Raw genomic sequence first — 22,245 nt, forward strand, 5'->3', positions numbered from 1 at the left:
CGAGCGGGCCGCCCGCGCGCCGGCCGCCGACGCCGCCGAGGAGGTGACCCGGGCCGTGGTGGTGCAGCAGGCGCGGGCGGTCGCCGACCGGCTGGGCACGCGGCTGATCGAGCACACCGTCGCCGACTACCAGAACTCCCCCCTCGGCCGTCTGCTCGGCTCCCTGCCCGCGGTGCGCCCGGCGGACGAGGAACAGCAACGCGGTCATCTGGAACGGCTGGCGGCGGTGCCCGAGTACCTGGCGAAGGCGGCCGAGCGGCACCGCGAGGGTCTGCGGGCGGGACGGCTGCCCGTCGCCGAACGGGTCCGCACGGCGATGGCCCGGCTCGACGCCTACCTCGCCGACCCCGCCGGGGACCCGCTGCGCGCGGTGCCCCTGCGCACACGCCACCACGCCGAGCGCGACCGGCTGGTCGACGAGCGGGTGCGCCCGGCCCTCGCCGCCTACCGCGAGGCGCTGCGCACGGACCTCGCCGCCCACGGGCGGCCCCCGGAGCGGCCGGGGCTGTGCCACCTGCCCGACGGAGAGGAGCACTACGCCACCCTGGCCCGCGTCCACACCACCACCGGCCGCTCGCCCAAGGAACTGCACGACACCGGGGTGGAGCTGCTCGCCCACCTCGAAGGGGAGTACGCGCCCGTCGGGGCACGGGCCTTCGGCGGGGCGCCGACCCCGGGCGAGGTGCGGGAGCGGCTGCGCACGGACGCCCGGCTGCGGTGGAGCGGCGCGCAGGAGATGCTCGCGGCCGCCCGTACGGCGATCACCCGGGCGGAGCTGGCCGCTCCCCGGCGCTTCGGGCGGCTGCCCGCCCTGCCCTGTGCGCTGGAGGGCACGCAGGCGCCGGGCGCGCCGCTGGCCTGGTACATGCCGGCCGCGCCGGACGGCTCGCGACCGGGGACCTACCACGCCAACACCGAGGGGGCGACGGAGCGTTCGCGGGTCCTCGCCGAGGCCACCGCCTTCCACGAGGCGGTGCCCGGCCACCACGTCCAGCTCTCCGTCGCCCAGGAGCTGACCGGGCTGCCACGGCTGCGCCGTCTCGCCTGGATCAACGCCTACATCGAGGGCTGGGGGCTGTACGCGGAGCGGCTCGCCGACGAGATGGGGCTGTACTCGGGGCCGCTGGCCCGGCTGGGGATGCTGGCGATGGACTCGCTGCGGGCCGCCCGCCTGGTCGTCGACACCGGGCTGCACCACTTCGGCTGGACGCGCGACCAGGCGGTGGCGTACCTGCGTGAGCACACCGTCCTGTCCGAGGCGGAGATCCACAACGAGACCGACCGCTACATCGAGTGGCCCGGTCAGGCGCTGTCGTACATGACCGGCCGGCTGGAGATCCAGCGGTTGCGCACGCGTGCGGCGCGGGAGCTGGGGCCGGCCTTCGACATCCGCGCCTTCCACGACCTGCTGCTCGGCGGCGGCGCGCTGCCGCTGGACGTGCTGGACCAGGTCGTCGCGCGCTGGACGCGGAAGGGCTGAACCGCCGCGCGGGGGCCGGTGCGGCCGGCACCGGCCCCCGCCGCGCTCAGGCGCCGAAGAGGCCGTTCATCTGGAAGAAGTCCAGCGAGTCGGCCAGTTCCTCGTAGGTGCCCGAGCCGAGGAGTTCCAGGGTGGCGCGGCGGGCCGCCGTGTACGCGGCCTGGGCGACCGCGGTGCCGACGCTGACGCGGCGCACCCCGGCCTTGGCCAGTTCGGCCACGCCGGGTCCGCCGGGACCGGCCATGGCGTTCACCGGCAGCGGGGAGCGGGCGGTCAGCTCGCCGAGGACGGCCAGGTCCAGCAGGCCGGGCACGAAGACGCCGTCCGCCCCCGCCCGCTCGTAGGCGGCGGCGCGGGTCAGCACGTCCTCCAGGCGGCCGGACTCCTCGCCGATGCCGAACAGGTAGACGTCCGTGCGGGCGTTGATCACCAGCTCGGGCAGCCCGGCCCCGGTCGCGGCGGCGCGTGCCGCGGCGATCCGCTCCGCCTGCTCCTCGGGCGTGAACAGCGGGCCGCCGGGGGCCTGGGAGTCCTCCAGGTTGATGCCCACCGCTCCGGCGGCGACCACCGCCGTGACCGTCTTCGCCACCTCGTCCGGGGCCGCGCCGTAGCCGCCCTCGATGTCCACGGTCACCGGGACGTCGACCGCGGCGGCGATGCGCGCGGCGGCGGCGAGCATCTCGTCCCGGTCGGCCTGCTCGCCGTCGCCCTTGCCGAGGGACCAGGCGACACCACCGCTGGTCGTGGCGATCGCGCGGGCGCCGGCGGCGGCCATCACGGCGGCGCTGCCCGCGTCCCAGGCGTTGGGCAGCACGAGGACGGACTCGGAGCCGAGCGCGCGCAGCCGCTGCGCCTTGTCCTTGGTGCTCTGGTCAACTGTCATGGTTTCCGGTGCCTTTCGTGTCGGCACAGCTCTGTGCCGCGGTTCGGGTGACGATCGCGACGGATCGTTGCACGGGGGTTCGGAACGGGGGCGGTATTCGGACGGCTCGGCCGTGCGGTCAGCCGGCCGTGCGGCGGGTGATGGTCACGTACAGGTGTTCGTCGAGGACCTTCGGGAGCGTGACGGCGGGCCGGCCGAGGTCGGCGACGAGCGCGTCGGCGCTCAGTCCGCTCTCGGCGAGGACGGCCCGCGCCCAGGCCCTGCCGGTGCGCAGATGGCGGGCGAAGGCGGCACCGTCCCGGGCGCCGTGCAGCTCGGTGGCGATGGCGGCGTCCCACGGCATGACGGTGTGCGGACGCAGCGCGTAGAGCGCCTTCGCGGCGGCCGTCGGACCGAGGGAACGGGGCCGGGGCCCGAACCTGACCGGAAGCCGGGCGAGTTCCTCGTACGCGGCGGCCACGGTGTCGATCCCGGGGTCGGTCAGGTCGGCGAGCGGTGTGTCGGGCAGGGTATGCCGGTGCGTCCAGGCGGCCAGCCCCTCCCCGAGCGGGTACGGTTCCCCCTCGCGCGGGTAAGGGAGCCTGCACCCCCAGGAGTTGAGCCAGCGGTGCAGGGCCGTGCGGCCGTCCGGGTCGCCCAGGTCGAGGGCGGGGCCGGCCGGCCCGCGCAGCTCCAGCCAGCTGCGGTCGACGCCCGGGTAGGCGGCGAACACCTCGGCCGACAGGCGCAGTTCCGCCAGCGTCGGGGCCGGGCGCGGGGCCGGCGCGGGGTCGGCTCCCAGGTGTGCGCGGGCCACCTTGGCGGGGACGCACATGCGCCAGGCGTCGGTGACGAGTTCCGCCAGCTCGGGCGGGCTGAGCGCGGCGAGCGTCGCCTGGGCCCAGTTGTAGCGCAGGTCGGAGGCCCGGGGCAGCGAGAACTTCTCCGGTTCCGAGGCCACCAGGGCCGCGCGCTCCTCCTTGGGGAACGCGAAGCCCAGCGTGGTCTCGTCGCGGGACAGCGCGAGGTAGACGATCCGGCCGACGCGGAACTTCACCCGGTCCCGGACCAGGTGCTCCTCGGTGCGCGGCAACGCGACCGCCAGGCGCCGCACGTCCTCGACGGTGGCCATGTCCCTCCTCCTGTCGTGGAGCCTACGCCGGCCCGTCCTGCGCCGGCCGGACCTTGATCTGGACGGTGTCCAGGGCCCGCCGGGCGGCGGCGACCGCCTCGGCCCCGTTCTCCGCCTCGGTGACGACCGAGCCGACACGGTCCCAGGAACTGCGCAGCTCCCGCACCTCGGCACCCGGCTCCACGGAGACCGAGCACGCCTGGACGCCGGGCAGCGCGCGCGCCTCCTCGACGCCCGAGACGTCCTCCACCACGCCGGCCCCCGTGTGCAGGAAGCGGATGGCGGCGGCACCGGGGGCCTTCTGCGGCAGCGGAGCGGGCAGCGGTTCGCCCTTCATGAGGGTCCAGAAGGCGCGGACGAGGTCGACGCGGTACGCGCGGTCCATCAGGTCGACGATGCCGTCGCCGGGGAAGCGGCCGGCGCACTCCACCAGGTAGGGGCGGCCGTTCTCGACGATCCACTCGCAGTGCGCGATCCCTGTGCCGAAGCCGACGGCCCTCAGTAGGCGCTCGGTCTCCGCGCGCAGCAGCGCGTCCAGTTCGCCGGGGATGTCCGCGGGCACCAGATGGCCCAGCTCCACCGGCCGGCCGCCGGGGTACAGCTCCTTGCCGGTGACGTTGCCGAACACCACACGGCCGCGCTCCACGAGCAGCTCCACGCTGTACTCGCGGCCCTGGACGCACCGCTCGACGAGCATGCGGAGCTCGAACCCGCGGTCGGGGACCATGACGCCCTCGTCCATGGCGGTGGTCTCCGCCCACGCGTCGTCGATCTCGTCGGGCCCGGCGAGGATGCGGGTGCCGAGGGCGGCCTGGCGGTTGGCCGGCTTCAGGACGGCCGGCCCGGGGTGCTCCGCCATGAACGCGCGGACCTCGTCCGGCCCGGTGACCTCCACGGACTCCGGGTTGAGGATGCCGGCGGCCCGGCTGACCCTGCGCAGCACGGCCTTGTCCCGCAGGATCCGCAGCGCCCCGTAGCCGCCCGTGGGCAGCCCGTACCGTTCGGCGAGGCGGGCCGCGAAGGGGGTGGCGTACTCCTGGAGCGGGGCGATCGCGACCGGGTCGAGGTCGGGGTGGGCGTTGTAGAAGGCGTCGGCCGCGCCCTCGAGCTGGTACTCCCAGGCGATCAGCTCCCGTACCACGGGGGCCTCCTCGGCCTTCGGCCCGAGCTCGCGCTTGCGGATCACATCGGGTTCGTCGACGACGACCACGGAGCCCTCGGGCTGGAACTGCGCGAGCGAGGTCACCGCCACGGGCACGAAGCCCACCATGACGACAGGGCGTTCGGGCATGTCTGTACTCCTTGGTGGATGGATCAGGCGTCCGGGTCGGTGACGTCGGCGCGGACCTGGGCGGCGAGCTCCTCGGCGGTGGACATGGCGTCCTCGAACGACGTGCCGGTCACGCCGAGGAAGCCGAGGATGCTGTTGCCCGCGGGCGGGCGGCGGACCAGGTCGCCGGGCTTGGCGGTGAGTTTGAGGAAGAACAGGTCGTCCCGGTCGGTCAGGCCGTCGGGGACGTGCACGTGCGTCACGCGGCCGGAGGCCGGGGGCAGCAGGCACAGGGCGGCCGTGTGGACCCCGGTCGGCCGGTAGGGGCCGGCCTGCGGGCGGACCCCGCGGGCCACGTCGGCGACGGCGGCTATCGGGTCGTAGCCGGCGGAGACACGGGCCATGTGGTCCAGGCCGCCGCCGCCCGGGCGTACGGCGATCTCCACCAGGTGGGGGCGGCCCTCGTGGAAGCGGACCTCGGCGTGCATCACACTGCGCCGCAGGCCCTGGGCGCGCGCGCCCGCCGTGACGACCTCGTGCACGGCCTCGACCTGGGCCGGGGTGAGCGCGGTCGGGGCGTGGTGCACGTCGTCGTCGAAGGTGTCGCCCTCGGCGGTGACCCGGTCGACGACGGAGCCGAGGTACACCTCGTCGTCCCAGGCGAGGGCCTCGATGAGGAACTCGTCGCCGTCGAGGAAGGACTCCACCAGCAGCCCGTGCGGGCCCAGGTCCAGTCCGTCGGCCTCCATCGCGTACCAGGACAGCTCGGTCAGGCCCTGCGCGGCCTGGGCGTAGCGTTCCCGCAGTTCGGCGGCGTCGTCGGCACGGAAGACGTAGTTCGAGGCGGCCCCCAGGGTCGGCTTGACGATCACCGGGTAGCCGAACTCCTCGGCCGCGGCGAGCGCCTCGGCCTCGTCGGTGACGAAGCGGAACGACGGGTGGGCGGCGCCGCCGCGCTCGTGGGCCTGGCGCATCAGCAGCTTGTTCCGGCTGGCGCGCGCGGCCTCCACGCCGATGCCGGGCAGGCCGAGGGCCTCGGCCACCGCCGCGACCGCGAGCACCCCCGACTCCGAGAAGGTGAACACGCCGTCGAAGCGTTCCTCGGCGTGCCACTCCTTGGCCGCCGCGATGAGCGCCTCGATGGACCGTGAGCCGGCGAGGCGGTAGCGGCCGGCGGGCCAGAAGTCCTCGGTGCCCTCGCCGTTGAGGACGTACAGGTCCGCGCCGAGGCCGACGACCTGCTCGTAGCGGGAGATGTAGTAGGTGGCGTTCTGCCGGGCTTCGAGCGCCAGGAGTTTCATGGCGGTTCCTCTCGGGTGGAAGGGATCAGGGGCCGGCGTCGAGGGGGTCGGCGTCCAGGGCGGCCAGGCCCGTGCGGTCGGGGACGCGGCCGAGGACCCGGTCGGCGAGGGTGCGGGCGATCAGCGGCGCGAACTTGAACGACGAGCCGCCGCACGCCGCGTACGCGTGGGCGGAACCGCCCAGGGAGACCGCGAGGGGGCCGCCGGTGTCGGCGTGCGCCAGGTAGTAGCAGTCCTTGCTGCCGAGCACCCAGGCCGGTCCGAAGCCCGGCAGCAGGTCGCCGAACTCGGCGGTCAGCTCCTGCTGCCACCGCTCGGGGGTGGCATGGTCGGTGAGGTCGTCCACCTGGCGGCAGACGGCGGCCGAGCTGAGCTTGAGCGCCGTACCGGCCACCGGGGGGATCAGCCAGGCACCGCGCCTGGTGCCCAGGGCGGGGACGGCCGGGGTGGCGGCCCACGCCTCGGCCGCCGCCCTGGGCACCCGGCAGTACAGCAGCGACTGCCGGTACAGGACCAGCGACTTCGCCACCCGCTCGGGCAGCAGACGGCGCGCCCACGGCCCCACCGCGACCACCACACCGTCACCGTTCAGGACCTGCCCGTCGGCGAGCACGACCTGTCCGCGCTCCCCGTCCACCGCGACCGCCGGCCGGTGTTCGAGCAGGCTGACGCCCTGCTGCCACTTCAGCCAGCCGACGCAGGCGGCGAGCACCCGCTCGGCGAGCAGCACTCCGGCGTCGTCCTCCAGGACCGCGCCGGCGGCACCGCCGAGGGACAGCTGCGGGTAGCGGTCGGCGAGCGCTGTGGCCGTGAGCGTTCGCGCGCGCCCGCCGGCGCCGGACAGCAGCACCACGCCCGCGTCCGCCGCCGCCGGCGGGAGCACGGTGAGCGCGCCGACCCGCTCGTAGAAGCGGGTGGCGAACAGCTCCTCCAGTTCCAGCCAGCGGCGGTGCGCGCGCAGCGCGGCGGCGGTGGCGAGCGGATCGCCCGGGTGCAGGGCCCGGATGATCCGGTGCTGGTCGAAAGAGGTGGCCCGGCTGTACGGGATGGGCCCCTGGTCGACCACCGTGACCCGGTGTCCGTCCAGGGCGCACTCCACGGCGGTCAGCAGGGCGATCACCCCGCCGCCGACGACGGTGACACGCATCGGGCACCTCCCTTCTTTCTCTCGGACCTTCGGCGGTCGCTCAGCTCTCGGCGGTGGTGCGGCCGAGCGCCGGGACGGTGAACGGCGTGGTCGTCCGCTCCTCGGGCGCCACGGCGAACGTGCCGTCGAAGCCGCCCTCGGCCCGCGCCCGTTCGGCGAGGTCGATGAGGATCGGCGAGGCCGCGGCGATCAGGGTGCGCACCTCCGCGAAGAGATCCCCCAGTGCGGCGGCGGACGCGGCGCGGTCGGCCGGGGCCGGTCCGGCCGCCAGGGCCTCGGCCCGGTCCAGGAGCCGCTCGGTGTGCAGCGGGATCAGGTCGGCGGTGCGGCTGAGGCTGTAGCCGGTGAGCCGGTAGCCGGCCTCGAACCGCTCGGCCATCGCCGCCCGGCGCGCGTTCGCCTCCGGCGACACCGGCAGCTCCTGCCCCTCCAGGCCCAGTTCGGCGACCGCCTTGCCGAGCGCGGCGCCCAGCCGGTTCCACGGGTCGACCAGCCGCTCGCCGGTGATCTTCTCCAGGGCGGCCCGGGAGAAGTTGGTGCGGGCGTGCTCCGGGGCGGTGAGCGCGAGGTGGAAGCGGACGAGGTCGCGGGGGACCTCGCGCACCAGGTCGCGCGTCCACACCACGTGGCCCTTGCTGGTGGAGAACTTCTCGTTCTCCAGCTCGTAGAACTCGTTGCTGACGATCGCGTCCGGGACCACGTAGCGGCCCTCGTGGGCGAGCAGCAGCGACAGGTGGGTCAGGCCCCAGAAGTAGGCGTTGTCGAAGCCGAGGAAGTAGACCAGCCGGATGCCGTTCTCGGCCAGCCACAACTCGTCGTCGGCCGCGGGCTGCTCGCCGTGCGCGCGCTGGGCCACGGCCGTGCAGTACATCGAGGCCGGCATGCCCTCGGCCCAGGCGTTGAGGACCTGGCCCGGCGTCTCCGGGAACGGCGCCGGGATCCCCCACCCCGTGGGATAGGTGATGGGGAAGTCCGGCAGCGGGCGGGCCAGCAGCTCGCGCATCAGCTGCACGATGTGCGGGCGCCAGGTGGACTCCTTGGCCCGGTGGTAGGCGGTCAGCTGCTCCCGGTACTCCTCCAGCGGCAGGACCAGGATCCGCGTCTCCCGGTAGGTCACCTCGGCCGCGGGGTCGACGGTGGAGCGCGGGTCGGTCAGCTCGGCGAAGTTGTTGGGGTGCCCGCAGCCCTCGCACAGCCCGCCCCGGCTGACCGCCAGGCACACCGGGCATCCGCCGCTGACCAGGCCCTCCGTCAGGAACTCGCCGGTCGCCTCGACGTACGGCAGTTTCACCGTGCGCAGCCGGAACTTGCCGGCCTCGTGCAGACGGGTGAGGAAGTCCAGCGTCATCGCGCGGTAACCGTCGTCGAAGGGGGCGAACCCGTCGACGGAGACGCCCATCAGGCCGAGCGTCTCCCGGATCTCCCGCCAGCTCTTGGCGGCCAGGGCGTCCGGGGTGGTGCCCAGCTTGGCGGCGCTGGAGACGACGTAGGTCTGGCTGTCGTCCGTGCCCGTCGTGTAGAGCACCGGCCGGCCGGTGGCCCGCAGGTAGCGGGCGTGCACGTCGGCCGCCATGTACGGGCCCGCGATGTGCCCGACGTGCAGGTCGCCGTTGGGGGTGGGGGGCGGGCCGATGATGACCGTGCGCCGCTGTCCTGTCCGCTGGTCCATGGCTCAGGCCTCCCGGGCGTGGCGGCCGGCGAAGCGGTCGGCCATCTCGGCGTCCCACCAGACGCTGTACATCTCGAAGTCGGCGTCGGAGTCGTTGACGACGCGGTGCTCGTGGTGCGGCGGGAAGTGGACGATGTCGCCGGCGGTGAACGGCACCCGCTCGCCGCCGGCCTCCAGGAACGCCTCGCCCCGCAGGGCGATGAAGATCTCGTACTCGTGGTGGGAGTGCGCGGTGGACGCGGTGCCGGGGCGGATGACGCACCAGGAGCCCTCGAAGGGGGCGTTCAGCTGGGGCCAGGGCAGCAGACGCTGGGCGTCGAGGCCGTTCTCGTGGGTCAGTCCGGCGCGGTCGAGGTGCTTGATGAGCATGTCGTCTTCCTGCTGGGTGGGGAACGGCGGTGGTCAGGCTGCGGCGAGGGCCGGCTCACGGTCGCCGGCCGGGTGGCCGGCGCGGTGCGCGAGGATGTCCTCGGTGATCTCCGCGGAGCGTGCGGCGAGGACGCTGAGCAGGGAATCGGCGATGCCGTGGGTGGCCTCGTTGACGCCCTGGAGGTAGCAGGCGGCGGCACCCCGACGGCCCGTTTCCAGGCGGTAGTTGCGCGTGACGGCGATCTGTTCCAGGCCCAGTGCGCCACCGAGCGCGCGCACCATGCGGGGCATCTCGCGGACGAACCCGGTGCCGAGGAGCAGCAGGTCGCAGCGCAGCTCGCGGGTGGTGGAGGTGCGTCGGTCGGTGAGCGTCAGGACGATGTCGTCGCCGTCGGTGGCGGCGCCGGTGATGTCGGTCATGGTGACCATGCCGAGGCGGCCGGAGCCGGTGCGCCGGTCCTGGTAGAACTGCCGGTAGAGCGAGTCGAGGGTGCCCGGGGCCAGACCGCCGTAGTTGGAGCGGTGCATCTCGGCCAGCAGCTGGCGGCGGGCCTCGGGATCGGCGCCGTAGAACTCGTCGACGAACGAGGAGTAGAACAGCTCGTTGGTGAACTTGCTGCTCTCGTAGCCGTTCAGACCGATCGAGCGCATGATCATCGTCGGGTGGCAGCCGGGCAGGTCCCGCAGGGCCGCGCCGAACAGCTCGGCCGCGCTCTGCGCGCCGCCCACCACCGCGACCCGCAGCGGCCGGTCCGTCGGCACCTCGCCGATGCGCTGGGTGTACTGGGTGGAGTGGATGACCCGCTCGGCCGGAAGCCCCTCGAACACGGCGGGCACGTGCGCGTCCCGTCCGGCGCCGATCACCAGGTAGCGGCAGCCGATGGTCTCGCCGTCCGCCAGCTCGACGGTCCAGCCGTCGATCTCGCCGTCCACGCCGTGCACGGGGGTGACGGAGGTGACGGTACGGCCGTACTCCACCCGCGTCCGCTCCAGCGAGTCCGCCACCCACTGGAGGTACTCGGATATCTCGCTGCGGTACGGCACGAAGCTGCCGAGGTTGACGAACGCGTCGAGCCGGCCGCGGGCGTGCAGGAAGCTGAGGAACGAGAACTCGCTGCGCGGGTTGCGCATCGTGACCAGGTCCTTGAGGAAGGAGACCTGGCTCAGGGCATCGGGGAGCAGCATGCCCCGCTGCCATACGACGTTCTCCTCGCGCTCGACGACGAGGGCCTGGTCCGCGAGGTCGGGGGCCAGTTCCTCCAGCGCGACCGCGAGGGCGAGGTTCGCCGGACCCGCGCCGACGGCGAGCAGTTCGACTGTGCGGTGTGCCATGTGGTTCTCCTCAGGAAGGGTCGGCGGACTGGTTCCGGGGGTGGGGTGGGCCCGGTTCACGCCGGGCGGTCGCGGGCCGGTGGGCCCGGTTCACGCCGGGACGGGCACGGTCAGCGGCTGCCGGTCGAGGACGACCAGGGCCGCTGCCGCGTCCAGGCGGGCGGCGGTCTGCCACGGGTCGGCGCCGGCGACGATGACGTAGGAGTGGCGGGCGAGGTAGCCGTTCGGGGGCAGCCTCAGTTCGGTGCCGGGGCCGGCCATCGCCTCGGCGGCGAGCAGGCCCTCGGCGTCGGCGGGCGGGGTGACCGAGCGGACCACGCAGTCCTCGGGCGGGTAGCCGAAGCGGATGCCGACCGTGCGGTGCTCGGTGTCGGTGAAGTCGGGGCGCTGTCCCAGTGCGGCGCGCACCGCGGCGCGAGCCGGGTCGATGCCGGTGGCGAGCTGCCCCAGGCGCGGGATGAGGTCGCCGCCGAGCCGCCCGTTGATCTCGACGATGACCGGACCGCGGGCGGTCAGCTTGACCTCGGTGTGGGTGATGCCGAAGCCGTAGCCGATGGCGCGGTGCGCGGCCCGCAGCATCGCCAGCAGGTCCAAATCGGTGCGCAGCGGGTCGTCCGCGGCGACGTGGTGGCCGATCTCCTCGAAGTAGGGGAAGAGGCCGACCTGTTTGCGGGCCACGAACATCGGGTGGTACTCGCCGTCCACGACGGCCGCGTCGATGCTGATCTCGGGCCCTTCGAGGTACTCCTCGACCAGCGCCCCGCCCCGGTAGGAGACCGCCCCGACCCGGCTGGACTCGTCGGCGGTGCGGAACGCCTCGGCGACCTCGCCGGCGTCCGCGGCGAGGACGACGCCGATGCTGGCGCCCATGCCGCGCGGCTTGACGACGACCGGGTAACCGATCTCCTCCGCCGCCGCGAGCGCCTCCTCGGCGGTGTCCACCCAGGCGTACCGGGGCTGGTCGAGGCCCGCCTCGGTGAGCAGCCGGCGGCTGCGGTACTTGTCCCGGCAGCCCTCCACGCCGTCCACGCCCGCGCCGGGCAGGCCCAGTGCGTCCGCCACGTGCGCGGTCGTCACGATCAGGGTCTCGTCCCAGCTGAGGACGCCGCGCACCGTGACGCGCCCCGCGAGCTCGCGGGCCGCCGCGAGCACGGCGTCCCGGTCGGTGAGGTCCACGACCGTGTGCCCGCTGAGGCAGGGTGCCTGCCAGTCGGGCTCGTCGTCCGTGAAGAGCCAGACCGGGTGTGTCGCCGCGGCACCGGCCAGCAGGTACTCGCGGTACTTGCGCAGCCCGCACCCGATGAGCAGGATCACGCCCTTCGCGCCCTCGCCGGCACTGTTGTCGTCCACGCGCTGATCGCCTCCTGAATCCGAGTGACAGTGCGATTCCACGGGGTGCGCGGGTTGCCCGGAAGCCATGTCCGAGATGGACAATCAACCCGGACGCGGCCGGGGTTCACGTCCGGTTGATTGGCCGTCCGGCACGGCCCTTCCGGGCAACCGGGCCCGCCGGTTCCATGGCTGACGTGATCAACTACGACGGCAAGCGATTCCGTAAGGTCCTGGCCGACCCGGCCGACGACGCGCCCATCGCGCTGTACCGGCAGCAGGGCGACCTGGTGTGGGCCGAGTTCACCGGCGGCGACGTACGGCGCGGCTCCCTGGCGGGGACCCGTGACACGGACGGTGTGATCAGCTTTTCGTACAGCATGGTCCTGGCCGACGGCCGGGTGATCTCCGGCCACAGCGTCAACACCCCCGAGGTCCTGGCCGACGGCCGGATACGGCTGCACGAGCGCTGGGAGCGCTACGGCGCCCACGCCGCGAGCGGCGTCTCCGCCATCGAGGAGGTGCGCTGACCGTGGCCGGCGTCGACTACTCCCGGCTGGCCGGCGAGGTGGAGGGGCGCGTCTTCCTGCCGGGCAGCCCCGGCTTCCGCGTCGGCTCGCACCTGTTCAACACGCGCTACAAGCACCGCACCCCGGCCGCCGTGCTCACCGCGGCCCACACCGCGGACGTCCAGCGGGCCCTGGTCTGGGCGCGCGAGCGGGGGGTCCCGGTCGTCGCCCGCAACGGCGGCCACAGCTTCGCCGGTTACTCCGTGGGCGACGGCCTGGTCATCGACCTCAGCCGGCTCACCCAGACCCGTGCGGACGGCTCCACCGGCCTGGTCGTCGCGGGTGGCGGCGCCAAGATCAGCCATGTCTACGACGCGGTGCAGCCGTACGAGATGGTCTTCTCCACCGGCACCAGCCCGACCGTCGGTGTCGCGGGCCTGGCGCTCGGCGGTGGCGCCGCCTTCGCCGCCCGCCGCTACGGACTGACCGCCGACGCCCTGGTGGAGACCACCGTGGTCCTCGCCGACGGCTCCCTCGCGGTGGCCAACGAGCGGGAGAACCCCGACCTGTTCTGGGCCTGCAAGGGCGGCGGCGGCGGCAACTTCGGCATCAACGTCTCCCTCACCTTCCAGGCCCACCCCGTCCCGGACGTCACCACCTTCCACGTCACCTGGAAGTGGGCGGACGCCGCCGCCGTCCTGGAGGCCGGCCAGGACATGGTGCGGCGGGCGCCGGACGACTTCGCGGCCCGGCTCGGTGTGTGGACGCACGGCACCGGGCTCGGCGCCATCCGGGACAACGCCGAAGTCACCCTCCAGGGCCAGTACTTCGGACCGGCGAGCGAGTGCCTGGAGATCCTGGACCCGGTCCTGGCCGCGGCCACGCCGGTGTCCCGGGACGTCACCGAGCGCACGTTCTGGGAGGCCAACAAGTACATGGTCCACGCCACCTCCGGGGACCAGTTCGCGCTCCGCTCCAACTACATCCGCGAGCCGCTGTCCGCCGACGGCGTCGGGACCATGCTGTCCTGGGTCGAGCGCTGGCCCGGCAGCCACAACGCCGACGGCGGCGGGGTCGGCCTGTTCTCCTGGGGCGGCGCCATCAACCGTGTGGCCCCGGACGCCACCGCCTTCGTCCACCGGGACACCCTGTTCCTGGTCTCCATGGACACCTCCTGGACGGACGACGACGGCCCCGACCGGATCGCCGCCAACCTCGACTGGCTGGACGGCCTGCACGCCGCCATGGCCCCGCACGTCACCGGATCCGCCTACCAGAACTTCGTCGACCCGAAGCTCACGAACTGGCGGGAGGCGTACTACGGCGCCAACTACCCGCGCCTGGTCCAGGTGAAGCAGAAGTACGACCCCGACGGGGTCTTCTCCTTCGACCAGGCCGTCGGTTCCTGACACCCGGCCCGCACCGGGCCGCCGCGGGCCCACAGGGCCCCTCTCCCCCAACGAAGGTGAAGCGATGAGTGTGTCCAAGTCCAAGGAGAACGCCGCGCCCGGCGTCCTCGACGCCCTGCGGGCCACGCCCCGCTCGGTCCGCTACCTCCTCGGCGGTGTGCTGCTCAACCAGCTCGGCGCCTTCGTGCAGACCTTCTTGGTGCTGTACCTGACACACCGCGGGTACGGCGTCGACAAAGCGGGCTTCCTGCTCGGCGCCTACGGCGTGGGCGCCGTCGTGGGCACCCTCCTCGGCGGCGAACTGACCTCCCGGCTCGGCAGCCGCAACACCATCACCACGGCGATGAGCTGCTCGGCCGTCCTGGTCTTCCTCATCCCGTGGCTGGCCGACCCCGGCGACTACCCGGTCCTGCTCGGCGTGGTCGTCGTCCTCGGCCTGATGACGCAGTCGTACCGGCCGGCCGCCTCCGCGCTGCTGAGCGATCTGATGCCGGACGAGTATCGCGTCATGGGCTTCTCCATGCTGCGCATCGCCATGAACATCGGCGCCGCCGCCGGCCCGCTGCTCGCCGCCGGCCTCATCCAGATCGACTGGAACCTGCTGTTCTGGGTGGACGGCTCGACCGCGCTGGCCTATGCCCTGCTCGCCGCGGCCCTGCTGCCCCGGCCGGCCTCGACCGCCGGCGCGCAGGACCCCGGCACCGCGCAGGAGGCCCACCGCTCGGCGTACGGGACCATGGTGCGCGACCACCGCTTCCTGCTCTACCTGACCTCCATGCTGCTCAGCGCCCTGGTGTACGCCCAGTTCTTCGCGGTGCTGCCGGTCGACCTGGACGAGGCGGGCCACCCCACCTCCCTGTACAGCGGTGTGCTCACCCTGTCCTCGGCCCTGCTGATCAGCTTCGAACTGGCGGTCACGGCACGCATCGGCCGCTGGCGCGCGAGCACGGCCGCGACGGTGGGTACGTTCGTCTACTGCCTCGGCATCGCCGGCTACGGCCTGCCCGGCAGCGTGCCCGCGCTGGTCCTGCTGACCACCGCGGTCAGCGTGGGCGGTCTCATGGTCAGCGGGCCGACCCTGTGGGCGCATCCGGCCAAGGCCGACGAGAAGGTCCGCGGCCGCTACATCGCCGCGTCCCAGACCGTGTTCGGTCTCGGCTCGGCGGTCGGCCCGGCCCTCGGCATGCTGATGTGGACCCACTACGGCGACGGTGTCTGGGCGACCTGCGCGGTCCTCGGCGTGGTGGCGGCGGCCCTGGCCTTCGCCGGCCTGCGCTCGTCGGACGAACCGCGGGACGCGGCCGAGCGGACGGACCCGGCCGGGCCGGAGCCCGCCGTGAAGGCCGTCGCGGCGGAGGACGCCGGCGCCGCCCGCGTGACCGCTGCCGAGGAAACCCCCGGCGAAACAGCGATCCCCAGCGGCCGCTGACAGACCGGCACCTCCCCCCTCCCCTGAGCCTGTCTCTCCCTCACCACGAGTGAGCCCCCTCCCCCTCACCACCCGTGAGACCCGTTCCGTACCTCATCACCCATGAGAAAAGCCGAAGGAGCAACCGTGCCGGTCACCGACACCATCGCGCCCAGCGTCTCGACCCTCCCGGCGGAGCAGCCCGCTCGGACCGCCACCCGCCGCAGGCTGCTGATGTGCCGGCCCCGGCACTACGACGTGACGTACTCGATCAACCCCTGGATGAACCCCGGCCGCAGCACCGACACCATGCTCGCGGTGCGCCAGTGGGAGCAGTTGCGCGACCTCTACCTCGAACTGGGCCACAGCGTCGAGGAGATCAAGCCGGTCGAGGGGCTGCCCGACATGGTGTTCGCGGCCAACGGCGCCACCGTCGTCGACGGCAGGGTCTTCGGCGCCCGCTTCCGGCACGCCGAGCGCACCGCCGAGGGGCCCGCCTACCTGCGCTGGTTCGAGGAGCACGGCTACCAGGACGTGCTGTGGCCCGAGCACATCAACGAGGGCGAGGGCGACTTCCTCACCGTCGGCCGGCGGATACTGGCCGGAACCGGCTTCCGCACCGACATCCGCGCGCACGCCGAGGCGCAGGAGTTCTTCGGGCTGCCGGTCACCTCGCTGACGCTGGTCAACCCGAGGCACTACCACCTGGACACCGCCCTCGCCGTCCTGTCCGACGACGAGATCATGTACTACCCCGACGCCTTCACCCCGGGCAGCCAGGCCGTGCTGCGGGCCCTGTTCCCCCACGCGGTGATCGCCACGGCCGAGGACGCGGCCGTCTTCGGGCTCAACGCCTTCTCCGACGGACGCCATGTGCTGCTGCCGACCGCGGCGAAGGGGCTGCACGCCCAGTTGCGCGCCCGCGGCTTCGAACCGATCGGGGTCGAGCTCACCGAACTGCTCAAGGCGGGCGGCAGCGTCAAGTGCTGCACCTTGGAGCTGCGCGACCGCTGAGCGTCCGACACCTCCTCGAGAAAAGGATCGCCATGTCCTCCGCGCTCGCGACTGCGGACAGCCGTACCCGCCTGCTCGACCTGCTGGCCGCCGGCGGTGCCCGGTACCGCCTGCTGAACCACGCTCCGCAGGGACGCACCGACCTGGCCAGCGCGCTGCGCGGCCACCGCTTGGACCAGGCCGCGAAGAGCCTCGTCATCAGGGTGGCGCTGAGCAGCAAACGGCGCCGGTACGTGATCGCGGTGGTGCCCGGGGACCGCCGGGCCGACCTGGCCGCGCTCGCCGCGCTGTACGCCGGCAGGGAGGCGTCATTCGCGGCGCGGGAGGTCGCCGAACAGCTCACGGGCTGTGTCAGCGGCTGCATCATGCCGTTGAGCTTCGACCCCGAGCTGGAGGTGATCGCCGACCCGGCCCTCTTCACGCACGAGGAGATCTTCTTCAACACCGGACGACTCGACGAGTCGGTGGCACTGCGCACGGAGTGCTACCGGACGCTGGTGGCACCCCGCGTGGCCGCCATCACCAGCGGCACCTGACGAAGGGGCCCGGCTCCGGAAGAGCCGGGCTCCTTCTCCTCACCCGGCGCCGCCGCCTCTACGATCCGGCAGATGATCAAGTTGACCTGGGCCCTGGTGGCCGACCGCATGGACGAGTGGACCGGTGACGACGTCGCGGAGGGCGCGGCCGTGCTGGAAGCGAAGGTGGGCGCGGTCGTCGACGCGAGCGGGATGCCGGAGGAAGCCGTACGGCACTGGCGTACGGACTTCCTCTCACCCGTCGTCGAGTCGCTGCGTACGGAGGGGGCAGCCGCACTCGCCCGGGGCGAGTCCTGGAGCAGGGCGGCCGGCCCGTTCCTGGCGTGCGCGTCGCCCCTCACCTGACGCACATCCGCTCCGGGGGCCCAGCCGGAGGGGACAGGAAGGGGCCGGGGTCGACGATCCGGCCCCGGGGTCATGCGTCAGACGTTGAAGCGGAATGTCTGCAAGCTGCTCCTGACCTGCGGCGGAGCCCCGAGCAGGGCGCTGACCTGGGGTTCCTCGTTGACGTGCGTTGGCTCCCGACGGCCGTTTACGGGTGTCCTGCGGACTGGCTGCGGACCGGCTGGGCGGGCGGAGGCCGAGAAATCCATGGCGCACCGACGGGACCGGCAAGGAAACTGCCCAGGTGAGCGACCGCTACCCCTGCCCATGCTGCGGGCACCGCGTGCTGGACGCGATGCCCGGCTCGTACGAGATCTGCCCCGTCTGCTTCTGGGAGGACGACGGGGTCCAGTTCCGCTGGCCGACCATGGGCGGCGGCGCGAACAAGGTCTCCTTGATCGAGGCCCAGCGGAACTACCAGGACTTCGGCGCCTGCGACGAGTACGGCCGCCGATTCGTCCGCCCGCCGGCCGAGGACGAGCCGCTCGACCCCGCCTGGCGCCCCATCGACCTGACGCGCGACTCCTTCGAGGACTGGGCGGCCGAGGACCGCGCCCCGTGGCCCGACGACCACTCGGTGCTCTGCTGGTGGCTCCCCACCTTCTGGCGCCGGGACCACTCCGCGTCATGACCTCCCACATCGAGACACTCGTCCAGCAGCTCGACGGCGAGGCCGACGAGTCCTACGACGCCCGCGCGGAGCTGATCTGGATCGGCGCCGACGCCATACCCGCCATCATCAACGGCCTGCTTTCCCTCGGCGGCTTCGGTCAGCTGACCGCCATCGAGGTCTTCGAGGAGGTGGGCGATCCCCGCTGCGGCCCCGCCCTCATCGGCCTGCTGGACAGCGACAACCCGACCGTCCGCGAATGGGCGGCCATGGCCCTGGCGAGCCTGGAGATCGACGGCGCCATCGAGCCCCTGCGCCGCGCCTACCGCGCCTGTCTGGAACGGGTGACCCACCGGACTGGACCGAGTCTGTCGGCATCCGCTGGGCGCTGACCGAACTCGGCGTCCGTAACCCTGTCGTCCCGCCACTCACCGCGCGCCTACGAGCCACCACTGCGGACGACGCCCCCGGCTGGCCCTCGACCCACTTCACCGAGATCATCAACGACCTGGCCGACCACGCCCAGGTGATCCTCTACTCCCAGTTCTGGCGCGTGGACGCCGGCCGCACGTACGGCATCTCCGGCCCCGGCCTGGACTGGGAACTCGACTGGACCGCGCCCTGGGAGCACCTGGTCGAAGAGTCCCGCACCTGGTCCCTGCTGGAAGCCACAGAAGCCCCCACCGGCAGCAACATCTTCGTCGCCCCCACCTGGATCGACCGGACCGACCTCCACCCGGAAAGGTGACCGATGCCGTCCCAGCACCCCGAGGAGATCGGCTCGTGGTGCTTCCACCCTGCGAGGTAGGCGAGTTCCGCGACAGCGCCGAAGGCGGCCCGGCGTAAGGCTTCGCTGGGGAAGCGTCCGCGCAGCATGGGTGCGGCGGTGTCGGCGAGGTACGCGGTGACGGTGGTCAGGCCGTGCCCGCCGCCGAGGCGTTCGTCGGCAGCGCTGAAGGCCGCAGTGATCTGGCGTACGACGTCCACGTCCTCCGCCCCGACCAGGGACCTGCCGGTGCGGGCGCGGAGCATACGGGCGGTGGCTTCGTGGTCGTAGCCGAGCGGCATGGCGACGCCGGCGGTGGTGAAGGCCGCGATGGCGAGGAAGCGGCGGCGCTCGACGTCGGCCCGACCCAGATCGGTAGCCGCGAGGACGGGGTCGGATTCCGCCGGCTCTTCGTCGTCACCGGCCTGGAGGCCGATCTGGGTCTGGGTGACCGTGCGCCCCGCTCGGCGGGACAGCGCCTCGGCCAGGTACCGACCTACCCGGCCGGACGGGGCGCGGGTGCCGTTCACCCAGTGCGAGATGGCCGACTTGTTGGTCTGGAGGATCTCGCCGTTCTCGGCCGCGATGCGCCGCACGTCTCTGGCGAGGGCCTCGTAGGTGCAGCCGACCGCCGCGATGACGTCGCGCAGACGGGAGTTGGGTTCTCTCCGCGCCGCCACGATCGCCTCCGCTCTGGAGCTGTAAACCGCGTATACCGCTTCAACTGCCTTCCACCGTACGCACTGAGCGTGACCACCGGTTCACTTATCAGCAGCCGCCCGGAACGGCGCGACCGCGATCCAGGCTCCCCCTTGGTCCGGGTGGCAGCCCGAAGTTCCGTAGGCCCACACCAGGCTCGGGCATTCCTGTGCCCAGACCCGGCCGATCAGAGACGGAGACACGGTGACCACCATCGACACCACGGCCATCACGGTCGAGCTGCCCGAGGCGTTCGACCCGCGCTGGAGCCGCCTGCCCGGCATCCAGGTCGACGGTCGGCGCATCACCATCGACCCGGCCGAGTACTTCTTCCGCTTCGAGTCGAACACCTGGCTCGTCGCCGACTGGGAGTTGGTCAAGTCCCAGCTCCTGGACGTGGACGAGACGACCGAGAGCGCGGTCGAGCAGCTCGCGCTCGACTTCATCAAGCAGCACAGCGAGTCCACGTCCGACGCGGCCCGCGTCCTGGCCATCGCGTACGAGGTGTACGCCTACCTCTTCCGCGAGGAGCACCTGGCCGGCCTCGGCCTGCCGCAGATCACCGCCGAGCACCTGCGGATGCTCCGCGAGGCGGCCACGCTCATGGCGCTCAACAAGGTCGAGCTGGACGGGCACATCTCCAACGTCGGCCCGTGCTGGTTCTTCCCCGCCGCCACGTCCGTCGTCTTCGACCTGGACGACGAGACGGGCGGGATGCTCGACGAGGTCTACCACGGCGGCTGGTTCAACGAGCACCGCCGGATCGAGTCCATCAAGGCCCACGCGGCGCTCGGCGGCCGGCTCGTGCACGGGTGCCAGTCCGTGCCGGACCAGTCCGGCGGCGTGGTCGCGCCCTACGGTGCCTCGATGGCGAACTTCCGTGACGACCTCACGGCCTTCAAGACGGGCTGGATCGAGCAGGTCTACGCCCACCGCGTGAACCCCGCCGCATAACCCCGCCCGATCAGGCTCCGGGGCGGGCCGGCATCCCCGCCTGCCCCGGACGCCACCATCTCCCCGGAGCCCTCCTGTGACCACGAACCCCAGCGCTGAACTCCTCGACAACCTGCTCACCGCGACCGGCCAGACCACCGCCGTACGGGAGGAGGTACGGGTGTGGTCCATGTCTGGTGTCGAGCGCGTGACCTTCCCCGACGGCTCCACGGCCATCTTCAAGTACGCCAAGAAGCCGTTCGACAGCGAGGACCAGGCCCTCCGTCTGGCCCACACCCTCGGCGTACCCGTCCCCCAGGTCCACGCCTCCGCCGTCCTGGGCGGCTGGCTCGGCATGCTCATGGAGGACCTCGGGCCGTCCGTACGCGAGGCCGACGACCTCGACGGCGTCGCCGCGGCCGTGGTCCTGCACGGCACCCGTACGGCTCCGCCCTTGCCCGTCCTCGACCAGAACCGGCTGCGCACGCTGCCGGCCAGGGCGCTTGAGCGTTACGCAGCCGCAGGTCGACGAAGCGGCGTAACCGCTCCCCCGTGTGTCGGACTCATCCAGCCCGCTGCGGACTCTGTGCGGACCGCCAAAGGCCGCCCAACCCGCTCCGCCGCAGGTCAGACGGCCTTCGCCGAAGGTATTAGACGTTGAAGCGGAACTCCACCACGTCCCCGTCCTGCATCACGTAGTCCTTGCCCTCCATCCGGGCCTTGCCCTTGGCGCGGGCCTCGGCGACCGAGCCGGCCTCGACCAGGTCGGTGAAGGAGATGACCTCGGCCTTGATGAAGCCCTTCTGGAAGTCGGTGTGGATGACACCGGCCGCCTCGGGGGCCGTCGCGCCCTTCTTGATGGTCCAGGCGCGGGACTCCTTGGGGCCGGCGGTCAGGTAGGTCTGCAGGCCGAGGGTGTCGAAGCCGACGCGGGCGAGGGTGGCGAGGCCGGGCTCGTCCTGGCCGACGGACTGGAGGAGCTCCAGGGCCTCCTCCTCGTCCAGCTCGGCGAGGTCGGCCTCCAGCTTGGCGTTGAGGAAGATGGCTTCGGCGGGGGCGACCAGCGCGCGCTGCTCGTTCTTGAAGTCCTCGTCCACCAGTTCGTCCTCGTCCACGTTGAAGACGTAGAGGAACGGCTTGGTGGTGAGCAGGTGCAGGTCGTGCAGGAGCTCGGCGCGCTCGCTGCCCTGGACGATGCCGTGCGCGAAGAGCGTGTCGCCCTTCTCCAGGATCTCCTTGGCCTCCTCGACGGCCTTGACCTTGGGCGCGATGTCCTTCTTGATCCGCGACTCCTTCTGGAGGCGGGGCAGGACCTTCTCGATGGTCTGGAGGTCGGCGAGGATCAGCTCGGTGTTGATCGTCTCGATGTCGTCCTTCGGCGAGACCTTGCCGTCGACGTGGACGACGTTCTCGTCCTTGAAGGCGCGGATGACCTGGCAGATCGCGTCGGACTCACGGATGTTCGCGAGGAACTTGTTGCCCAGGCCCTCGCCCTCGGAGGCACCGCGCACGATGCCGGCGATGTCGACGAAGTCGACCGTGGCCGGAAGGATGCGCTCCGACTTGAAGATCGAGGCGAGCTGGGCGAGGCGGCCGTCGGGCACGCCGACGACGCCGACGTTCGGCTCGATCGTGGCGAACGGGTAGTTGGCCGCCAGCACGTCGTTCTTGGTCAGGGCGTTGAACAGGGTCGACTTGCCGACATTGGGCAGGCCGACGATTCCGATCGTGAGCGACACGTTGCGACTTCCCGTAGTGAGTGGGCCAGGGGCTGCCAGGGGCCAGAGACCGACACTGGCCGATCCACCAGTTTACGGCGTCGCGCGCGCCCGTCTCACGGGAGCGGTGATCGTCCGGCCAAGCTCTGGCCATCGGCGTGTCTCACGGGCGATTCGGCACATAAACAGACCTAGGTTGGTCCCTGTGGAGCAACACGGATCGCGACCCCCGAACGACGGACCGCGACGCGGCACGCCCCCGTCGGCCCCGCTGCCGGCGCAGGGAAGACTGAGCTGGTTGCGCACCTTGCTGCCGTCCCAGTGGGTGCGCGCGTAGTCGAAGACCAGGACTTCCGGGTCGCCGGCCG

The 22,245-nt window shown here is 72.6% G+C and carries 20 protein-coding genes and 2 pseudogenes; 11 read left to right on the forward strand and 11 right to left on the reverse strand.

All coding sequences use genetic code 11. The features are described 5' to 3' along the window. Positions 1-1,480: DUF885 domain-containing protein (locus ABZV94_RS31205; protein ID WP_356346288.1), on the forward strand; the 1,480-nt coding region annotated here is incomplete at its 5' end. Positions 1,481-1,526: 46 nt separating this feature from the next. Here the strand turns inward: ABZV94_RS31205 and ABZV94_RS31210 are convergent. The 9 genes from ABZV94_RS31210 to ABZV94_RS31250 all read right to left on the reverse strand — a co-directional run bounded on the left by ABZV94_RS31210 (position 1,527) and on the right by ABZV94_RS31250 (position 11,912). Then, positions 1,527-2,363 (reverse strand): isocitrate lyase/phosphoenolpyruvate mutase family protein, encoded by an 837-nt coding sequence (locus ABZV94_RS31210; protein ID WP_356346290.1) that lies wholly within the window; start codon positions 2,361-2,363, stop codon positions 1,527-1,529. Positions 2,364-2,481: 118 nt separating this feature from the next. Beyond that, positions 2,482-3,474 carry an MmcQ/YjbR family DNA-binding protein gene (locus ABZV94_RS31215; RefSeq protein ID WP_356346292.1) on the reverse strand — a complete coding sequence of 331 codons (993 nt, stop codon included), beginning with the start codon at positions 3,472-3,474 and terminating at the stop codon, positions 2,482-2,484. 22 nt (positions 3,475-3,496) lie between these two features. Then, positions 3,497-4,765: an ATP-grasp domain-containing protein gene (locus ABZV94_RS31220; RefSeq protein WP_356346294.1), complete on the reverse strand. Its 1,269-nt coding sequence runs from the start codon at positions 4,763-4,765 to the stop codon at positions 3,497-3,499. A gap of 23 nt (positions 4,766-4,788) precedes the next feature. Continuing rightward, positions 4,789-6,045 carry an ATP-grasp domain-containing protein gene (locus tag ABZV94_RS31225; protein ID WP_356346296.1) on the reverse strand — a complete coding sequence of 419 codons (1,257 nt, stop codon included), beginning with the start codon at positions 6,043-6,045 and terminating at the stop codon, positions 4,789-4,791. 25 nt (positions 6,046-6,070) lie between these two features. Then, a complete protein-coding gene (locus ABZV94_RS31230; RefSeq protein ID WP_356346298.1) occupies positions 6,071-7,192 on the reverse strand; it encodes an FAD-dependent oxidoreductase in 1,122 nt (373 codons plus the stop codon). 40 nt (positions 7,193-7,232) lie between these two features. Then, positions 7,233-8,861, reverse strand: a complete 1,629-nt coding sequence (locus tag ABZV94_RS31235) for a class I tRNA ligase family protein (RefSeq protein ID WP_356346300.1) — start codon at positions 8,859-8,861, stop codon at positions 7,233-7,235. 3 nt (positions 8,862-8,864) lie between these two features. Beyond that, positions 8,865-9,230, reverse strand: coding sequence for a cupin domain-containing protein (locus ABZV94_RS31240; RefSeq protein WP_356346302.1), 366 nt, complete (start codon positions 9,228-9,230; stop codon positions 8,865-8,867). Positions 9,231-9,263: 33 nt separating this feature from the next. Further along, the gene (locus ABZV94_RS31245; protein WP_356346304.1) at positions 9,264-10,562 is read right to left on the reverse strand and encodes a SidA/IucD/PvdA family monooxygenase; all 1,299 of its coding nucleotides are present in this window, start codon (positions 10,560-10,562) and stop codon (positions 9,264-9,266) included. Between the two features lie 90 nt (positions 10,563-10,652). Further along, positions 10,653-11,912 (reverse strand): ATP-grasp domain-containing protein, encoded by a 1,260-nt coding sequence (locus tag ABZV94_RS31250; RefSeq protein WP_356346305.1) that lies wholly within the window; start codon positions 11,910-11,912, stop codon positions 10,653-10,655. Positions 11,913-12,079: 167 nt separating this feature from the next. Between ABZV94_RS31250 and ABZV94_RS31255 the strand changes: the two genes are divergently transcribed. The 8 genes from ABZV94_RS31255 (at position 12,080) to ABZV94_RS31290 (ending at position 18,153) form a co-directional block, all read left to right on the forward strand. Beyond that, positions 12,080-12,421: a hypothetical protein gene (locus ABZV94_RS31255; RefSeq protein ID WP_356346308.1), complete on the forward strand. Its 342-nt coding sequence runs from the start codon at positions 12,080-12,082 to the stop codon at positions 12,419-12,421. A 2-nt stretch (positions 12,422-12,423) separates the two neighbouring features. After that, on the forward strand, positions 12,424-13,809 hold the full coding sequence (locus ABZV94_RS31260) for an FAD-binding oxidoreductase (protein ID WP_356346311.1): 1,386 nt from the start codon (positions 12,424-12,426) through the stop codon (positions 13,807-13,809). Positions 13,810-13,873: 64 nt separating this feature from the next. Next, positions 13,874-15,238: an MFS transporter gene (locus tag ABZV94_RS31265; RefSeq protein ID WP_356346313.1), complete on the forward strand. Its 1,365-nt coding sequence runs from the start codon at positions 13,874-13,876 to the stop codon at positions 15,236-15,238. A 126-nt stretch (positions 15,239-15,364) separates the two neighbouring features. Further along, positions 15,365-16,231, forward strand: coding sequence for a dimethylargininase (gene ddaH / locus ABZV94_RS31270; protein WP_356346316.1), 867 nt, complete (start codon positions 15,365-15,367; stop codon positions 16,229-16,231). Positions 16,232-16,263: 32 nt separating this feature from the next. After that, positions 16,264-16,767 carry a YbaK/EbsC family protein gene (locus ABZV94_RS31275; RefSeq protein WP_356346318.1) on the forward strand — a complete coding sequence of 168 codons (504 nt, stop codon included), beginning with the start codon at positions 16,264-16,266 and terminating at the stop codon, positions 16,765-16,767. Positions 16,768-16,839: 72 nt separating this feature from the next. Then, the gene (locus ABZV94_RS31280) at positions 16,840-17,112 is read left to right on the forward strand and encodes a hypothetical protein (RefSeq protein WP_356346320.1); all 273 of its coding nucleotides are present in this window, start codon (positions 16,840-16,842) and stop codon (positions 17,110-17,112) included. A 283-nt stretch (positions 17,113-17,395) separates the two neighbouring features. Beyond that, a complete protein-coding gene (locus ABZV94_RS31285) occupies positions 17,396-17,782 on the forward strand; it encodes a CPCC family cysteine-rich protein (RefSeq protein WP_356346323.1) in 387 nt (128 codons plus the stop codon). After that, positions 17,779-18,153, forward strand: a complete 375-nt coding sequence (locus ABZV94_RS31290) for a HEAT repeat domain-containing protein (protein WP_356346325.1) — start codon at positions 17,779-17,781, stop codon at positions 18,151-18,153. The genes ABZV94_RS31285 and ABZV94_RS31290 overlap by 4 nt, the downstream gene beginning before the upstream one ends. Before the next feature lie 388 nt (positions 18,154-18,541). On the opposite strand, the pseudogene ABZV94_RS31295 reads toward ABZV94_RS31290, so the two are convergent. Next, positions 18,542-19,207: pseudogene (locus tag ABZV94_RS31295) on the reverse strand (tetratricopeptide repeat protein); the annotation flags it as partial. A gap of 223 nt (positions 19,208-19,430) precedes the next feature. Between ABZV94_RS31295 and ABZV94_RS31300 the strand changes: the two are divergent. Continuing rightward, positions 19,431-20,180 (forward strand): hypothetical protein, encoded by a 750-nt coding sequence (locus tag ABZV94_RS31300; protein WP_356346327.1) that lies wholly within the window; start codon positions 19,431-19,433, stop codon positions 20,178-20,180. Between the two features lie 76 nt (positions 20,181-20,256). Beyond that, positions 20,257-20,667: pseudogene (locus ABZV94_RS31305) on the forward strand (aminoglycoside phosphotransferase family protein); the annotation flags it as partial. 142 nt (positions 20,668-20,809) lie between these two features. Here the strand turns inward: ABZV94_RS31305 and ychF are convergent. Continuing rightward, complete coding sequence (gene ychF / locus ABZV94_RS31310; protein ID WP_356346329.1) at positions 20,810-21,898, reverse strand: redox-regulated ATPase YchF; 1,089 nt, start codon at positions 21,896-21,898, stop codon at positions 20,810-20,812. Between the last annotated feature and the right edge of the window lie 347 nt (positions 21,899-22,245).

Source organism: Streptomyces sp. NPDC004658 (assembly GCF_040609555.1).
GTDB lineage: Bacteria > Actinomycetota > Actinomycetes > Streptomycetales > Streptomycetaceae > Streptomyces.

Bases quoted from the DNA above. Each gene is read 5' to 3' on its own strand.
- ABZV94_RS31210 (WP_356346290.1), bottom strand. From the start codon at position 2,363: ATGACAGTTGACCAGAGCACCAAGGACAAGGCGCAGCGGCTGCGCGCG.
- ABZV94_RS31215 (WP_356346292.1), bottom strand. From the start codon at position 3,474: ATGGCCACCGTCGAGGACGTGCGGCGCCTGGCGGTCGCGTTGCCGCGC.
- ABZV94_RS31220 (WP_356346294.1), bottom strand. From the start codon at position 4,765: ATGCCCGAACGCCCTGTCGTCATGGTGGGCTTCGTGCCCGTGGCGGTG.
- ABZV94_RS31225 (WP_356346296.1), bottom strand. From the start codon at position 6,045: ATGAAACTCCTGGCGCTCGAAGCCCGGCAGAACGCCACCTACTACATC.
- ABZV94_RS31230 (WP_356346298.1), bottom strand. From the start codon at position 7,192: ATGCGTGTCACCGTCGTCGGCGGCGGGGTGATCGCCCTGCTGACCGCC.
- ABZV94_RS31235 (WP_356346300.1), bottom strand. From the start codon at position 8,861: ATGGACCAGCGGACAGGACAGCGGCGCACGGTCATCATCGGCCCGCCC.
- ABZV94_RS31240 (WP_356346302.1), bottom strand. From the start codon at position 9,230: ATGCTCATCAAGCACCTCGACCGCGCCGGACTGACCCACGAGAACGGC.
- ABZV94_RS31245 (WP_356346304.1), bottom strand. From the start codon at position 10,562: ATGGCACACCGCACAGTCGAACTGCTCGCCGTCGGCGCGGGTCCGGCG.
- ABZV94_RS31255 (WP_356346308.1), top strand. From the start codon at position 12,080: ATGGCTGACGTGATCAACTACGACGGCAAGCGATTCCGTAAGGTCCTG.
- ABZV94_RS31265 (WP_356346313.1), top strand. From the start codon at position 13,874: ATGAGTGTGTCCAAGTCCAAGGAGAACGCCGCGCCCGGCGTCCTCGAC.
- ABZV94_RS31275 (WP_356346318.1), top strand. From the start codon at position 16,264: ATGTCCTCCGCGCTCGCGACTGCGGACAGCCGTACCCGCCTGCTCGAC.
- ABZV94_RS31280 (WP_356346320.1), top strand. From the start codon at position 16,840: ATGATCAAGTTGACCTGGGCCCTGGTGGCCGACCGCATGGACGAGTGG.
- ABZV94_RS31290 (WP_356346325.1), top strand. From the start codon at position 17,779: ATGACCTCCCACATCGAGACACTCGTCCAGCAGCTCGACGGCGAGGCC.